The following is a 15,602-nucleotide window of genomic DNA, read 5'->3' as shown; positions in this document are numbered from 1 at the left end:
CCGTCAGGTGAGCGGCGACGGCGACTCGGCGCCGGGGATCACCAGCGTCGGTGTGCCGGACCCGTCCGCCGGGACGCTCCAGACGTCGGGCTGACCGTCGTCGCGGCGCAGCGTGTAGGCCAGCTTTCCGTTGCCCAGCCACGCGGCCTGGTCATCGACGCTGCGGGTCTCGGCGGTCGCGGTGACCCGCATGCTCGACAGGTCCAGGACCGACAGCCGCCAGCCCTTCGCCGGGTCGGCGTCGACCGCCTCCTTGAACGCGAGCCGGGTGCCGTCCGGTGACAGCGACGGGCACTCGACGTTCTCCTTCAGCGTCTCGACCGTACGGGCGGCGAGGTCCCCCCGGACGAGGTACCTCTCACCCCCGGTCGCCATGGTCGCGTAGAAGCGGTTGTCGTCGGCGGTGAATGTGACGCCCCAGTAGTTGACGTCGGCGTTGCGGTAGCCCCGGCCGTCCCGGGTGATCGCGAACTCTTCGAGCGAGGCCACCGCGGTGCCGGTACGGGTGTCGAGGATCCCGGTGCGGGTGGAGAAGCCACTGGAGGTGTACGAGTCGCCACCGACGAACGTCGTCCAGGAGACCATCCGGCCGGAGGCCGAGACCCGGGCCCGGTTCGGCAGCCCCGGCACACTGACCGCCCTCGTCTGGCGCAGCGTCGCGTCGAGCACGACAACCTCGTACGACCACGCGGTCTCCGGCTTCAGGCAGACGCCGGTGCCGGCCGCCGCGTACACCCGGAGGCATTCCAGGCCGGCGACGGTGCGCGGCCCGGCGGGGTCGGTCGCGGCGACGGTGGAGACGTGCCGGTCGGTGATCGCCAGCAGACGCGGCCCGGGTGCCAGGGTGACCGCCTGCTCGCCGCCGGCGGTGGGCGGCGTCCGGGGAGCCTGCGCGGCCGTGGCGGCGTAGCCGGCTGCCACGGTGCCCAACAGCACGGCCGAGGCGACCACCACGCCGAGCTTCGCTCGGGTCGACATCGCGGTCATCGGGGCACCTTCCGGGTGGTGAGTCGGGACGGGGAGACCAACAGGAGCAGCGTGCCGACCAGGACGCCGGCGACGGCCACGGCCGCCGCACGGATCGCGTTCTCCGGCCCCCACGCCTGCCAGGCCAGACCGAACAGCACAGAGGAGACGAGGTACGCGAGGGCCTGCCCGGTCTGCACCAACGCGATTCCGGTGGTCCGCAGACGCGCCGGCAGCACCGGACCGGCGAGCGCGATGAGCACGCCGTCGGTGGCCGCGTAGAAGGCGCCGTACAGCGTCAGCGCCAGGGCGATCAGTGGCCAACCGTCGACCGGGCCGGCCAGCAGGAGGTACGTCGCACCGAGTGCGGTGTAGCCGCCGATCACCACGGGCAGGCGACCGATCCGGTCGGCGAGTACGCCGAGCGGGGCGGCGAGCAGCAGGTACGCCAGGCTGGTTCCCACCGCGAGCAGCGGGAACCAGCGCAGGCCGAGGTCCATCCGGCGTTGCAGCAGCAGGTAGACGAAGCCGTCGCCGATGGTGGCCAGCCCGAGCATCGCGGCGGCCAGCACCAGCCGCCGGGCCGGTCCAACGCGCAGCAGCCCGAACGCCTCGCGGACGGAGACCTTCAAGTCGTTGGTCTCGCCGTTCGCCGCCTCGCCGTTCGCCGCCTCGCCGTCCGGCTGCTCCCGGACGAAGAGCACGAGCACCACGACGGCCAGGGTCGCGACGCAGAAGCTGGTGACGAAGACCGCGTCGTACGACTGCCCGACGACCAGCAGGACCGCGAACGCGGCGAGTGGCCCGAGGAACGCGCCGACGCTGTCCATCGCCCGGTGCACCCCGAACGCCCGACCCAGCGCCTCGGGTGGCGTGGAGAGCGTGATCAGCGCGTCGCGCGGCGCGCTGCGCACCCCCTTGCCGATCCGGTCGACGGCGATGACGGCGCCGATCGCGGGGATCGACCGACCGGCGAGCAGCAGGCCGAGCTTCGCGACCGCCGAGAGCGCGTACCCGACGCCGGCGATCAGCTTGCGCCGCCGGAACCGGTCGGCGGCGAAACCACCGACGACGCGCAGCAGCGCGGTGGCGCCGGTGTGGACGCCGTCCAGCACGCCGAAGGCCACCGGGCTGAGGTGCAGGCCCAGCACCAGATAGAGCGGCAGGACCGCTGCCACCATCTCGGCCGACACGTCGGTGATCAGACTGACCGTGCCGAGTGCGACCACGTTGCCGCTGACCATCGTGAACCGGCGGCGTCGCGGCCCCGATCCGGGTTGGTCGGCGACCGGTCGGGAGACGGTCGACAGGTACACGAGCATCTCCTCTGATCGACGGTCGACGGGCAGCCATCGTCCGTACTCAGTGGAGGCGGCACAACGGACCACGGGTGGCATCCGGGCGAGGGTCGGGTGAACGGGCTTCCAACACCGAGGTGTTCGTCTGCCGGGACGCGCTGTTCATCCGCCCGTCGCCCGCCGGCTCATCGACCTTCCTACATTCCTTGCGCTCTTCCCACGAGGTAAGGAGTCCTGGATGGACATTCGATTCCCCCGTCCGTCGGTGACGCTGGGGGTGGTCACGGTGATCGTCGCCGCGACCGCCGCCGTCGTCGTGACCGGCGCTGGCGCGGCGTCGGCGGCGAGCGTGACCTTCACGCCGGTCGCCGACACCTACGTCCAGAGCGACGCGGCCGCCACCAACTACGGCACGTCCACGCAGGTGGTGGTCGACAACTCGCCCGTGCGGCGCTCGTTCCTCCGCTTCACAGTGAGCGGTGTCAGCGGCACGGTGACCGGCGCCAAGCTGCGACTGCGCACGATCAGCGGCAACAGCGGCAGCGACGCCGGTGGCACGTTCCGCCGGATGTCCAACACGACCTGGTCGGAGACCGGCACCACCTGGAACAACCAGCCGACCATCGACGGGGCCACGCTCGGCACGATCGGCGCGGTCAGCGGCAACACCTGGTATGAGGTCGACGTCACGGCCGCTGTCACCGGCAACGGCACGTACAGCTTCGGCGCCACCTCGACCAGCGGTGACGGCGCCTACTACGACACCCGCGAGAGTGGCGCGGACGCTCCGCAACTGGTGGTCACCACCGGGACCACCACGCCACCCCCGTCGGGCGACCCGGTGTTCGTCGGTGCCGGCGACATCGCCGACTCGGGCTCCGGCGACAGCGCCACCGCCACGCTGCTCGACAGCATCCCGGGGACGGTCTTCACCACCGGCGACAACGTCTACGACAGCGGGACGTCGTCGCAGTTCAACAGCTACTACGAGCCCACCTGGGGTCGGCACAAGTCCCGCACCCGCCCGTCGCCGGGCAACCACGACTACAACACGTCGGGCGCGAGCGGCTACTACAACTACTTCGGTACGTCCGCCGGCCCGAGCGGTCGCGGGTACTACTCGTACGACCTCGGCAACTGGCACGTCGTGTCGCTGAACTCGAACATCAGCATGTCGGCCGGCTCGACGCAGGAGCAGTGGCTGCGCGCGGACCTGGCCGCCAGCAGCAAGCCGTGCACGATCGCGTACTGGCACCACCCGCTGTTCACGTCCAGCTCCAACCACGCGCCGTCGACGTCGACGCGTCCGCTGTACCAGGCCCTCTACGACTACAACGCCGACGTCGTGGTGTGGGGGCACAACCACGTCTACGAGCGGTTCGCCCCGATGAACCCGGCCGGTGGCGCCGAATCCAGCCGGGGTCTGCGCAGCTTCGTCGCCGGGATGGGCGGCGCCGGCCACTACGGCTTCGGCACCATCCAGCCCAACAGCGAGGCGCGTAACAGCTCGGCGTGGGGCGTACTGAAGTTCACCCTGCACTCCAACAGCTACGACTGGCAGTTCGTACCGGTGGCCGGCCAGACCTACACCGACACCGGCACCAGCACCTGCCACTGACAAACGCGTGCCCCCTGTCCGCTAGGCGGGCAGGGGGCACGTGCGTACCGGTCGAGCGTCAGCGGGCCGTGCCGGCGCGACGCTTGTTGTAGACGTCGAAGGCGACCGCGACGAGCAGGACGAGACCCTTCACCACCGACTGGGTCGACTGGTCGATGCCCATCAGCTGCATGCCGTTGCTCATCACCGCCATGATCAGACCACCGACCATCGCGCCCACCACGGTGCCCACACCACCGGTGACCGCCGCGCCGCCGATGAAGGCCGCGGCGATCGCGTCCAGCTCGAACATGTTGCCGGCGGCGGGCTGGGCGCCGTTCGACCGCGACGAGTAGATGACGCCGGCCACCGCCGCCAGGAAGCCCATGTTGACGAACATCCAGAAGTTGACGGTGCGGACCTTCACCCCGGACAGCGCCGCCGCCGACAGGTTGCCGCCGATCGCGTAGACCTGGCGACCGAAGACGGTACGCCGGGTGAGCAGGCCGTAGACCAGCACCAGGACCGCCAGGATGATCAGCACGATCGGCAGCCCTCGGGCGTGCGCCAACTGCCAGGCGAAGTACATGAGGACCGCGCCGACCAGCACGACCCGGGCGACGAACAGCGGGAACGACTCGACGGGCTGCTGGTAGCGGATCCGCGCCACGCGGGTGCGGAAGCCGCTGACCGCGTAGCCGGCCACGGCGATGGCGCCGATCAACAGCGTGAAGGCGTCGAAGCCCTGCCCACCGAGCAGGCCGTTGAGGAAGCCCGCCGCAACCTGCTGGTACTCGGACGGGAACGGCGACAGCGAGATGTTGTCGAGCACCCGCAGGGTCAGACCCCGGAACAGCAGCATGCCGGCCAGGGTCACGATGAAGGCCGGAATGCCGGCGTACGCCACCCAGAACCCGTGCCACGCGCCGACCGCGACGCCGACGACCAGCGCGGCCACGACGCCGATCCACCAGGGGTGACCCTGCTGGATCACCAGGACGGCGGAGACCGCTCCGGTGAGCGCGACGACCGATCCGACCGACAGGTCGATGTGCCCGCCGATGATCAGGATGACCATCCCGATCGCGAGGACCAGGATGTACGAGTACTGGAGGACGATGTTGGTGATGTTGCCGGGGCTCAGCAACACCCCGTCGGTCAGGACCGCGAAGAGCGCGACGATGACGACCAGGGCGACGTAGATCCCGCTCTGCCGCAGGTTGTTCAACACCAGCGCCCGCAGGTCGCTCGTCCCGCTGTGCAGGGCGGCGCCGGGCGTGCTGTCCGGGGGCGTGGGGCGCTCCGTCGAAGGGGTCTTGATGCTGGTCATCCGACGAGCTCCTTGTCCTTGGTCATCAGCTCCATGAGGCTCTCCTGAGTCGCCTCGGCCACCGGCATCTCGCCGGTTATCCGGCCGGCGGCGAGGGTGTAGATGCGGTCGCACATTCCGAGCAGCTCCGGCAGCTCGGAGGAGATGACGATCACCGCCTTACCGGCGGCCACCAGCCGGTTGATGATCGTGTAGATCTCGTACTTGGCGCCGACGTCGATGCCGCGGGTGGGCTCGTCGAGGATCAGCACGTCCGGGTCGGTGAACAGCCACTTCGACAGGACGACCTTCTGCTGGTTGCCGCCGGAGAGTTTGCCGACCACCGCCATGACGCTCGGCGTCCGGATGTTCATCTCCTTGCGGCTGGCCTCGGCAACCTTGATCTCCTCGTTGCCGTTCACCCAGCCCAGGCGGGACAGCCGGTCCAACGCGGCGGCGGACACGTTGCGCCGCACGTCGTCGATGAGGTTGAGGCCGTAGCGTTTGCGGTCCTCGGTGACGTAGGCGATGCCGTTGTCGATCGCCTCGGCGACGGTGCGCGCCTGCACCTCCCGCCCGTGGACGAAGAGTCGGCCCCGGATGTCGCGCCCGTAGGACCGACCGAACACGCTCATGGCCAGCTCGGTCCGCCCGGCCCCCATCAGGCCCGCGATGCCGACGACCTCGCCGGCGCGTACGGACAGCCCGACGCCCTCGACGACCATCCGGTCCTGGACCGGGTGCCGCACCGTCCAGTCCTCGATGCGCAGGACCTCTTCACCGGGGGACGACTCGCGGTCGGGGTAGAAGCTGTCCAGGTCGCGCCCGACCATGCCCCGGATGATCCGCTGCTGGGTCACCTCGTCGGACCGCATGTCGAGGGTCTCCACGGCGCGCCCGTCGCGGATGACGGTGGTCGAGTCGGCGATGGCGGTGATCTCGTTGAGCTTGTGCGAGATCATGATGCAGGTGATGCCCTGCTCCTTGAGGGCCCGCAACAGGTCGAGCAGGTGCGCCGAGTCGATGTCGTTGAGGGCGGCGGTCGGCTCGTCCAGGATGAGCAGGCGCACCTTCTTCGAGAGCGCCTTGGCGATCTCCACGAGCTGCTGCTTGCCGACGCCGAGCTGGATGACCGGGGTGACCGGGTTCTCGTGCAGCCCGACGGACGCCAGCAGCTTCGCCGCTTCGGCGTTGGCGAAGTTCCAGTCGATGAGCCCGCTGCGGCCGCGACGCTCGTTGCCGAGGAAGATGTTCTCCGCGATCGACAGGTACGGCACCAGGGCGAGCTCCTGGTGGATGATGACGATGCCGTTGGCCTCGCTGTCGCGGATGCCGCGGAACTGCATCGGCTTGCCGTCGAAGAGGATCTCACCGTCGTACGAGCCGGACGGGTAGACGCCGGACAGCACCTTCATCAGGGTGGACTTGCCGGCGCCGTTCTCACCACAGATGGCGTGGATCTCGCCGCGGCGCACTGCGAGGGTGACGTCCTCCAGCGCGGTCACGCCGGGGAAGGTCTTGGTGATGCGACGCATCTCGAGGATGGTGTCGTCCATTGTCACTGTCCTCCGTCAGGTCTGGACGTGGTACGCGCCCAGGCGTCGGGCCCGGCGGGTGACCGCCGGGCCCGACGAGTGGCTTACTTCTTGGCCTGACCGGCGGCGACCTCTTCCGCCGTCCAGTAGCCGGAGTCGATCAGCGTCGCCTTGATGTCGTCCTTGTAGACGGTCGCGATCGGCAGCAGGTACGCCGGGACGACCTTGACGCCGTTGTTGTACGTCTGGGTGTCGTTGGCCTGCGGCTGCTTCTTCTGCAGGAACGCCTCGGCCGCGTTCACGGCCTGCTCGGCCAGCAGCCGGGTGTCCTTGAAGACCGTGGAGCTCTGCACGCCGTCGTTGATCAGCTTGATCGAGGCGATCTCCGCGTCCTGGCCGGTCACCACCGGGAGCTTCTTCGCGCCCTTGCCGTAGCCGGCGTTCTGCAGGGCGGTGATGATGCCGCGGGAGATGCCGTCGTACGGAGAGAGCACCCCGTCGACCTTCGAGCCGTCGTTGTAGCTGGAGGTGAGCAGGTTCTCCATCCGCTTCTGCGCGGTCTCCTGCTGCCACCGCAGGATGGCTACCTGCTCGGGGGTGGTCTGCTTGGACTTGACGACCAGCGTGCCGTTCTCGATGAACGGCTTCAGCGTGTCCATCGCACCGCCGAAGAAGTACTGGGTGTTGTTGTCATCCAGCGACCCGGCGAAGAGCTCGACGTTCAGCGGCCCCTTGGCCGTACCCTTCGAGCCGTCCTTGTTCAGCAGGCCGAGACCGACGAGCAGCGCGGTGCCCTGGGCGACGCCAACCTTGTAGTTGTCGAAGCTGACGTAGAAGTCGACGTCCTTGCTGCCACGGATCAGCCGGTCGTAGGAGATGACCGGGATCTTCGCGGCCGCGGCGGCCTGCAGCTGGCTGCTGAGCGCGGTGCCGTCGATCGCCGCGAGGACCAGAACATCGGCACCCTGGGTGATCATCTGGTCGACCTGCTGCGACTGCGTGGGGATGTCGTCGCCGGCGTACTGGAGGTCGACCTTGTAGCCCTTGGCCTCCAGCTTCGACTTCACCGCGTTGCCGTCGGCGATCCACCGCTCCGAGGTCTGGGTCGGCATCGACACACCGATGGTCAGATCGCTCGGCTTCTCGTCGCCGGACTTCTCACCGCTGCCCGCACCCCCGCCGCTGCACGCCGCCAAACTCAGCGCCAGTGCGGCGCCGCCGAGAGCAACCAGGAATTTCCTGCCCACGGGCTTCTCCTCTCTGGACTCCCCCGCCGACTGCCGGGGCCAACTGTCATCTTTCGGGTAGTGTTAGCGCTCACATAGATTGCGTCAACACCAGATCCGAAATACCGGTGTCACGGTCTCGTAACGGAGCATCCAGGCGAGCGTAGCCATGTCGCCGATCCGCCGGAAGGGCAGGACGCGGCGACTCAGCGTGGTCGTCCGCAGCACTCTACAGACCGATGCCCGCGGACGACGTCTGTCGTCCGCGGGCACCAGCACTACCGTCGGATCAGGTGGGCCGCCGCGACCTCGGCGGTCGGGGGTCCCGATCAGCTACCGCTGCGACCACCGCTGGTTCGCCGCCGCGGTGCAGGTCCAGAGGATCACCGTGGTGCCGTTGGCCGTGGCGTTGGCGTTCACGTCCAGGCAGAGCCCCGACTGCGTGTTGCTGATCGTGCCGTTGGCGTTGACCGTCCATTGCTGGTTGGTGCCACCGTTGCAGTCCCAGAGCTGCACCTTGGCGCCGGCCGTGGCGTTCAGCGGCGCGTCCAGGCACTTGCCGAGAGCCTGCAGGGTCTGACCGCTGCTGGTCCAGCGCTGGTTGGCGGCGCCGTTGCAGTCCCAGATGACCGGCTGCGTGCCGTTGGTCGTGTTGCTGTTCGGCACGTCGAGGCAGCGGCCGGAGGCGGCGCTGGCGTACGCGCTCGACGTGGTCGGCGGCGGCGTCGTCGGAGGAGTCGTCCCGCCACCGCTGACCCGGTACACCACCGTGCCGTGCGCGGGAACGCTGGCACTGATGGTCCCGCTGCTGGAACTGGTGCCACCGGTCCACGCGTCCACCAGCGTGAACGACGAGCCGGACTTGCCGATGGCCGCAGCCGTGGTCGAGATCGTCGTGGTCGAGCCGCCCTGGTTGAAGAGGGCGACGGCGACGTCTCCGTTGGCGAGCCGCTTGGCCAGCACCCGACGCGTGCCGTCGAACGACACCTGCGTCCCCTGCAACCCGAGCGAGTCCTGGTTGATCGCGATCAGGTTCGCGTTCTTGAGGATCGTCTGCGTCGCGGCGTTCATGTTCCGTACGTCGTTGCCGGCGATCAGCGGAGACGCCATGATCGCCCACATGGCGAAGTGGCTGCGCATCTCCGTGTCGTTCATGCCGCCGCGGCCGACCTCCATCATGTCGGGGTCGTTGAACCCACCCGGCCTCGCGTAGGACGCCAGCGGAACGGTCACGTTGATGATGTTCTGGATGCCCATCGGGTAGCCGTTGCTCTGGCCGGTGTCCCACGCGTTGGTGATGTCCTCGGTGGTTCGCCACATGTTCGCCACGTCGCCCCAGTTGCGCTGCGGGCCGGTCTTGGCGTGGATGCTGTTGGAGTTGATGCTGTAGACGATCGGTCGACCGGTGGCGGCCAGTGCGTCACGCATCTTGGCGAAGGTGGTCACCTGGTCGTTGATGCTGCCCTCCGGCGAGCACCAGTCGTACTTGAGGAAGTCGACACCCCAGGCGGCGAACTGGCGCGCGTCCTGCACCTCGTGGCCACGGCTGCCGGTCGCGCCGGGGTAGGCGCCGAAGTACTGGGCGCAGGTCTTGTCGACCGGCACCTGGTAGAGGCCGAACTTCAGGTTCCGGGCATGCAGGTAGTCGCCGAGCGCCTTCATCCCGCTGGGGAACCGGCCGGGGTCGCCCTGGATGTTGCCGGAGCTGTCCCGGTTGGGGTTGAACCAGCAGTCGTCGACGACGACGTAGTTGTAGCCCAGGTCCCGCATGCCGCTGCTGACGATCGCATCCGCCGTCTGCCGGATCAGCGCCTCGTTGATGTTGCAGCCGAACGAGTTCCACGAATTCCAACCCATGGGGGGAGTGCGCGCCACGCCGTTGTCCAGTGCCTGCGCCGTCGGGGCGCGAAGGCCGACCAGGGCACCGGCGAGCAGAATTCCGGCCGCCAGTGCGCTCCCCCAGCGACGACCTCGGGTATTGCGGTTCATCGAGCCTCCTTGTCGGTGACGCCCGCCCGTGATTACGATCTCTGGTCGGCACGCCGATAGTTGGACACCAATTTTTGTTAGCGTTAACAGAGACGCCCATCATGTTACGGCGACATTTCACGAGGTTCAATACCTTCACCGCGCCGTATCGCTCGACATCGATTGGTCGCGCTCAGCAACCCATCGAGTCGCGTCTTATCGAGCGAAGGAGCCGAAAATTGGCGCACGCCGGCGCGAACCCGCGCGCCCACGGCTGGGCGGGGGGCAGCGGCGGGGCCGCTCCCCCGCACTACGCGGGGGCGACCTCCGGTGGTTGGTCCGACCGTCAGCGACGAGGTGGGGCGACGCTCTCGCGGGCCACCAGAGCGGGGGCGATGGTCTGCCGCAGCGCCCCGCCGGTGCCCGATTCGATCTGGGACAGCAGCATCTGCAGGCTCGCTCGCGCCACCGCGTCGAAGTCCGGTCGGACGGTGGTCAGCGGCGGAATGAAGTACGCCGCCTCCGGCACGTCGTCGAAGCCGACCACGCTGATCTCGTGCGGCACCCGTCGACCGAACTCGTGCAGCGCCCGCAGCACGCCCAGCGCGAGATGGTCGTTGGCGGTGAAGACGGCGGTGACCTCCGGCATCCGCGCCAACATCTGCCCGCACCGGTAACCCGACGCCGCGGACCAGTCCCCCGGCATCGGCGGCGGCGGATCGAGCCCCGCGGCCAGCAACGCCTGCCGCCAGCCGTCGATCCGACCCACGCTGTCGAACCAGTCGGTCGGCCCGGAGACGTGCCACACGGTGCGGTGCCCAGCGTCGAGCAGATGTTGCGTCGCCGCCCGGGCGCCCGCCACCTGGTCGACAGTCACCAGCGGCACCGGCCGGCTCGGGTCACCGTCGACCGTGACCAGCGGGACATCCTTGGGCAGGCGCTCCAGCGCCTCGCCGGCCGACTCGACCGGGGCGATGACCACGATGCCGGCGACCCGGTGCGACAGGTGCCGCTCGACGGCCGCCGAGATGGAGCGGTGGTCCAGGTTTCGCACGCTGCCGACGCTGACCGCGAAGCCCTCTTCCGCGGCGGTCTGCTCCAGGGCGGCCAGCAGCGATGCCGGACCGTAGAGCGTCGTGTTCTGCGCGACCACACCGATGACCTGTGATCGACCGGTCACCAGAGCGCGTGCCGCGCCGTTGGGGCGGTAGCCGAGTTCGGCGATCGCCGCGCGTACCCGAAGCCGGGTCTGCTCACGGACGTTGGGGTGCCCGTTGAGCACCCGCGACACCGTCTGATGGGAGACACCGGCGAGACGAGCAACGTCCGTCATCGCGGGACCGTGGACGGCCATTTCACTCCCCCCGCTACATCTCCGGCCCGCGGCCCGTCGACGTCGACTGGAGCGGACCGGCCCGATCCCCCTCGCTCAGTCACCACGCCGGTGCTGAATCCCAGGTGACCAGCGCTGGATCGCCGACAGTCTACGCCAGCAACGGCCCCGAACACGGCACGGCTGTGCGGGGACCGCTCCACGCGCCGATGCCGTACGACGCCGTGCCCGTCCGGAGTCACCAACCAACCGGTACGGGTCACGGTCCTGATGTGGTACGCCGGCCTGCCCTCGCTCCTGGACAGAGCGTGGAACAGGCCGGCGAGGACCTGACGCGGTGGCGCGGACTTCACATGCCGCCAGGGCTGCGTCGCCAGCGCCACCGGTCAGAGCGATCGTCGTGTGACCGGCGTCACGGGGTGGTCAGGTCGAACCGCCGCACGGTGACCGCGCCACCGAGCGACTGCGTCGCGTGGTTGAAGATGGCGAATCGGTAGCCCATGAAGAACTGCCAGTTGTTCGCCAGTGTCAGGGCGTTGCCGAACGAGGTGAAGTTCACCCCGTCGGTGCTGTACGAGAAACGGGCCTGTCGGCCGGAGCCGGGTCTGATGTCGGCGTTGGCGCGCAACCAGATCCGGCCACCGGAGACAGCGGTGCTCGCCACCTCGCTGCCGGTGCTGGTGGTGTTCCAGCTGCCGTCCATCGTCAGACCGTTCTGCATGACCAGTCGGGTGGAGCCGTTGTCCCGTCGGACTCCGATCCAGGCCGACGAGTTGCGGAGCACCGCCAGGCCGGTGCGATCACCGTCGCGCATGGTGGAGTAGTCCAACTCGATCGTCGCGGTCGAGGTGGGGCCCTGGATGCGGTGGGTCAACGTGTTGCGCGCCTTGTACAGGTCGCTGGTGACGGTGGCGGTCTGCAGGTTCAGCCCGTTGTTGACCGACCACTTGCTGTTGTCCGGGTTGTGGTTCCACTCCCACTGCGGGCCGAGCGTGGTGCCGGCGAACGTGTCGGTGCCGGTGAGCGGCTTGACGGCCCGGGGCGGCGCGGGCAGGTTCGGCTTCGGGTACGAGCTGCCCCACGTGCCGTTGACCGTCTGCAGCACGGGCCAGCCGTCGCCGGTCCAGGTGATCGGGGCCATGGCCGGCATCCGGCCACCGGGGTACGCGTCGACGAAGGACATGTAGTACCAGTCGCCGTTCTGGGTCTGCACCAGCCCACCCTGGTGCGGCACACCGCCACCGGAGATCGGGCCGGGCAGGTTGAGCAGCACCTGACGCTGCTCGTACGGGCCGAACGGGCCGTTCGTCGACTTCAGCACGTACTGGCCGTTGGCGGGGCGGGTGAGCCAGATGTAGTAGGCGCCGTTGCGCTTGTAGAAGCGGGCGCCCTCCAGCGTCCCGATGCTCGACGGCGTCTGGTACACCTGCTGGGCGCGGACCTGGGACTTCCCGTCCGCGGACAGCTGCGCCACGCTGATGGTGCCGTTGCCGTACGCCACGTACATGGTGTCGTTGTCGTCGATCAGCATCCCCGCGTCGTAGTAGCAGTTGGGGATGGTGGTGTGCCTGCTCCAGGTGCCGTCGACGGCGGACGCCGTGTAGATGTGGGTCTGCGCGAAGTCGATGCACCCGGCCCAGTAGTACGTCCGGTTGCTCGGCCGGTAGTTCAGCGTCGACGCCCAGATGCCGTCGACGTAGGCGTTGCCACCGCTCATGTCGTACTTCGAGCCGAAGTCGAGTCGAGGCACGGAGTGACCGGCGAACTCCCAGTTCACCAGGTCGTACGAGCGCAGGACCGGCGCGCCAGGCGAGTAGTGCATGGTGGACGCCGACATGTAGTAGGCGTTGTCCACCCGGATGATGTCGACGTCGGCGAAGTCCTGCCAGACCACCGGGTTCGAGTAGGTGCCGTTCGACGGGGGTGGCGTCGTGGGGTCGGTCCCGCCGTCGACGCGGACGAGCTGCCACTGCTGGTTGGTGCCGTTCCAGTCGTCGTACTGCACGATGTTGCCACCGTCGGCGGTCGAGGCGCCCTGCACCTCCATCGCCTTGTTGCTGTTGCGGTTGATCAACCGGACGTACCCGCCGTCCGAGTCTGCCAGCCGGAACTGCTGGTTGGTGCCGTTGTTGTCGGTCCACTGCACGACGCTGGCGCCGTTGGCGGTCGAGCGGCCGGAGACGTCCAGCACCTTGCCCGACAACCTCGACTTGAGTCGGTAGTAGCCGCCTCCGGAGTCCACGAACTGCCACTGCTGCTGGTTGCCGTTGTTACGCGTCCACTGGGTGATCCGCGCACCGTCGTTCGTGGCCAGGTTGTACACGTCCACGGCCTTGCCACTGTTGCGGTTCACCAACACGTACCAGGCGCTGGTGTCGACGGTGGCCGCTGATGCGGGCGACGAGGCGACGGCAGCAGCCGCGCCACCGACCACCAGCACCATCGCGGCGACGGCGAGTCTCGACAGCCACCCACGCCGTCGTGGCGCACCCCGGGGAACCCGACCGATGGAAAGCATGATCCTCCTCTGCTGACGCGAACCGTGCGGTCTGGGTCGGCGTCCGCGGCGCCGGGCGGGGCACCGAGCTGACCACGCCCGGCCATGTGATCGCTAACACCGATCGCCCGACCGTCGCGGTGACGAGGTGCCGAAACCGTTGGGGTAGGACGCGCGCGCGGCCGGACCAGCCAACGACATCGACCATCTTGGTTATAGACTGTGAGCGATAACATGCCGTTAGTCAAGGCGTAACACAACCGCCTCATGGCCTCCGCTGGCGCACACGCGAACGGGTGGCCCACCCCCGCCCGCAGGCAGGGGTGGACCACCCGTATTTCGTACGATCAGACCGCGCGAATCAGAAGCCGCGGGCCAGCCGGTAGTAGGCCTGGTTCCAGCGCAGCTCGTCGGCGAAGCGGCGAGGCTCCGTGGCGGCGTCGATGACGACGAGCTCGGTGCGGCTCATCTCCGCCAGGTCGTGCAGCTCCTCCACGCCCACCGCCTGCGACAGCACGGTGTGGTGCGGGGCGCCCGCGGTGATCCACGCCTCGGCTGAGACCGGCAGGTCGGGGCGCGGACGCCAGACGGCGCGGGCAACCGGCAACCGGCGCAGCGGCTGCGGCGGCGCCACCACGTCGATCTCGTTGGCCACCAGCCGGAAACGCTCCCCCATGTCGGACAGCCCGAGCACCACGGCCGGACCGGGCGCGGCGTCGAACACCAGCCGGACCGGGTCCTCCCGGCCACCGATGCTCAGCGGATGGATCTCCACGTTGGGCACGTCGGAGGCGATCGTCGGGCAGACCTCCAGCATGTGGGCGCCGAGCACCAGCTCGTTGCCCGGGGTGAGGTCGTAGGTGTAGTCCTCCATGAACGACGTGCCGCCGCTCACGCCCACCGACATCGCCTTGAGGGTGCGGACCAGGACCGAGGTCTTCCAGTCACCCTCACCGCCGAAGCCGTAGCCGTCCGCCATCAGCCGCTGTACGGCGATGCCCGGCAGCTGACGCAGCCCACCGAGGTCCTCGAAGTTCGTCGTGAAGGCCCGGAACCCGCCCGCGTCCAGGAAGGCGCGCATGCCCAACTCCACGCGCGCGGCGTACCGAAGCGAGTCGTGCTGCTCGCCGCCGGGCAGCAGCTCGCCGACGATGCGGTAGGTGTCCTCGTACTCCTTGACCAGGTCGTCCACCTGCGCGTCGGTGACCTCGCCGACCACCTCGACCAGGTCGTTGACGCCGTAGGTGTTGACCGAGACCCCGAACCGCAGCTCGGCCTCGACCTTGTCGCCCTCGGTCACCGCGACGTCGCGCATGTTGTCACCGAAGCGGGCCAGGCGCAGCGACCGCATCGCCGACCAGCCCAGCGCGGCGCGGGCCCACGCCCCGATCCGAGTGGTCACCCGCGGGTCGCTGACGTGCCCGGCCACGGTCTTACGTGCCACACCGAGACGCGTCTGGATGTACCCGAACTCACGGTCGCCGTGGGCGGCCTGGTTCAGGTTCATGAAGTCCATGTCGATGTCGTTCCACGGCAGCAGAACGTTGGCCTGGGTGTGCAGGTGCAGCAGCGGTGTCTGCAACGCGTCCAGACCGGAGATCCACATCTTGGCCGGTGAGAACGTGTGCATCCAGGCGATGACCCCGACGGCACCCTGAGCGGCGGCGTCCCGGCAGACCTGCAGGATCTCACCGCTGTTGGTCAGGACGGGCTTCCAGACCACGCGGGCGGGAATCTGCGGCGAGTCGTCGAGTGCGGCCGCGATCTGGCGAGACTGCTCGGCCACCTGGCGGAGCGTCTCCTCGCCGTACATGCCTTGGCTGCCGGTGAGGAACCAGATCTCGGGTTCGGTGTGTGGTGCCATGGAGTTGCC

General features: G+C 68.9%; 10 protein-coding genes. 1 reads left to right on the top strand and 9 read right to left on the bottom strand.

Going from position 1 to position 15,602, the window contains the following annotated elements:
• Positions 1-3: 3 nt before the first annotated feature.
• Together GA0070561_RS15780 and GA0070561_RS15775 are read right to left on the bottom strand one after the other, a co-directional pair.
• Positions 4-987 carry a TolB family protein gene (locus GA0070561_RS15780; RefSeq protein ID WP_091401182.1) on the bottom strand — a complete coding sequence of 328 codons (984 nt, stop codon included), beginning with the start codon at positions 985-987 and terminating at the stop codon, positions 4-6.
• Positions 984-2,288, bottom strand: a complete 1,305-nt coding sequence (locus tag GA0070561_RS15775) for an MFS transporter (RefSeq protein ID WP_091401180.1) — start codon at positions 2,286-2,288, stop codon at positions 984-986. Before GA0070561_RS15775 ends, GA0070561_RS15780 begins: the two co-directional genes overlap by 4 nt.
• Positions 2,289-2,502: 214 nt before the next feature.
• Here GA0070561_RS15775 and GA0070561_RS15770 point away from each other — a divergent pair, with 214 nt between their 5' ends.
• Positions 2,503-3,882 (top strand): CBM96 family carbohydrate-binding protein, encoded by a 1,380-nt coding sequence (locus GA0070561_RS15770; RefSeq protein ID WP_091401177.1) that lies wholly within the window; start codon positions 2,503-2,505, stop codon positions 3,880-3,882.
• A 58-nt stretch (positions 3,883-3,940) separates the two neighbouring features.
• On the opposite strand, the gene mmsB is transcribed toward GA0070561_RS15770, so the two are convergent.
• The 7 genes from mmsB to araA form a co-directional block, all read right to left on the bottom strand.
• Complete coding sequence (mmsB, locus tag GA0070561_RS15765) at positions 3,941-5,191, bottom strand: multiple monosaccharide ABC transporter permease (protein WP_091401175.1); 1,251 nt, start codon at positions 5,189-5,191, stop codon at positions 3,941-3,943.
• Positions 5,188-6,726: a multiple monosaccharide ABC transporter ATP-binding protein gene (mmsA, locus tag GA0070561_RS15760; protein ID WP_091401172.1), complete on the bottom strand. Its 1,539-nt coding sequence runs from the start codon at positions 6,724-6,726 to the stop codon at positions 5,188-5,190. The genes mmsB and mmsA overlap by 4 nt, the downstream gene beginning before the upstream one ends.
• Before the next feature lie 83 nt (positions 6,727-6,809).
• Positions 6,810-7,952: a multiple monosaccharide ABC transporter substrate-binding protein gene (gene chvE, locus GA0070561_RS15755; RefSeq protein WP_091401170.1), complete on the bottom strand. Its 1,143-nt coding sequence runs from the start codon at positions 7,950-7,952 to the stop codon at positions 6,810-6,812.
• Positions 7,953-8,264: 312 nt separating this feature from the next.
• Positions 8,265-9,920, bottom strand: coding sequence for a glycoside hydrolase family 27 protein (locus tag GA0070561_RS15750; protein WP_091401167.1), 1,656 nt, complete (start codon positions 9,918-9,920; stop codon positions 8,265-8,267).
• A 325-nt stretch (positions 9,921-10,245) separates the two neighbouring features.
• Positions 10,246-11,232, bottom strand: coding sequence for a LacI family DNA-binding transcriptional regulator (locus GA0070561_RS15745; protein WP_181539476.1), 987 nt, complete (start codon positions 11,230-11,232; stop codon positions 10,246-10,248).
• Positions 11,233-11,644: 412 nt separating this feature from the next.
• Positions 11,645-13,750 (bottom strand): family 43 glycosylhydrolase, encoded by a 2,106-nt coding sequence (locus tag GA0070561_RS15740; RefSeq protein WP_091401162.1) that lies wholly within the window; start codon positions 13,748-13,750, stop codon positions 11,645-11,647.
• 340 nt (positions 13,751-14,090) lie between these two features.
• A complete protein-coding gene (araA, locus tag GA0070561_RS15735; RefSeq protein WP_091401160.1) occupies positions 14,091-15,593 on the bottom strand; it encodes an L-arabinose isomerase in 1,503 nt (500 codons plus the stop codon).
• Between the last annotated feature and the right edge of the window lie 9 nt (positions 15,594-15,602).

The organism is Micromonospora saelicesensis, assembly GCF_900091575.1.
GTDB lineage: Bacteria > Actinomycetota > Actinomycetes > Mycobacteriales > Micromonosporaceae > Micromonospora > Micromonospora saelicesensis.
The sequence above is the reverse complement of the archived record's forward strand: the minus strand, read 5'-3'. Positions and strand labels throughout refer to the sequence as shown.

What these genes read in the sequence shown, in the direction of transcription:
- GA0070561_RS15775 (WP_091401180.1), bottom strand. Translation starts at nt 2,288, where the DNA reads ATGCTCGTGTACCTGTCGACCGTCTCCCGACCGGTCGCCGACCAACCC.
- GA0070561_RS15750 (WP_091401167.1), bottom strand. Translation starts at nt 9,920, where the DNA reads ATGAACCGCAATACCCGAGGTCGTCGCTGGGGGAGCGCACTGGCGGCC.
- mmsB (WP_091401175.1), bottom strand. Translation starts at nt 5,191, where the DNA reads ATGACCAGCATCAAGACCCCTTCGACGGAGCGCCCCACGCCCCCGGAC.
- GA0070561_RS15780 (WP_091401182.1), bottom strand. Translation starts at nt 987, where the DNA reads ATGACCGCGATGTCGACCCGAGCGAAGCTCGGCGTGGTGGTCGCCTCG.
- GA0070561_RS15745 (WP_181539476.1), bottom strand. Translation starts at nt 11,232, where the DNA reads ATGACGGACGTTGCTCGTCTCGCCGGTGTCTCCCATCAGACGGTGTCG.
- GA0070561_RS15740 (WP_091401162.1), bottom strand. Translation starts at nt 13,750, where the DNA reads ATGCTTTCCATCGGTCGGGTTCCCCGGGGTGCGCCACGACGGCGTGGG.
- araA (WP_091401160.1), bottom strand. Translation starts at nt 15,593, where the DNA reads ATGGCACCACACACCGAACCCGAGATCTGGTTCCTCACCGGCAGCCAA.
- GA0070561_RS15770 (WP_091401177.1), top strand. Translation starts at nt 2,503, where the DNA reads ATGGACATTCGATTCCCCCGTCCGTCGGTGACGCTGGGGGTGGTCACG.
- mmsA (WP_091401172.1), bottom strand. Translation starts at nt 6,726, where the DNA reads ATGGACGACACCATCCTCGAGATGCGTCGCATCACCAAGACCTTCCCC.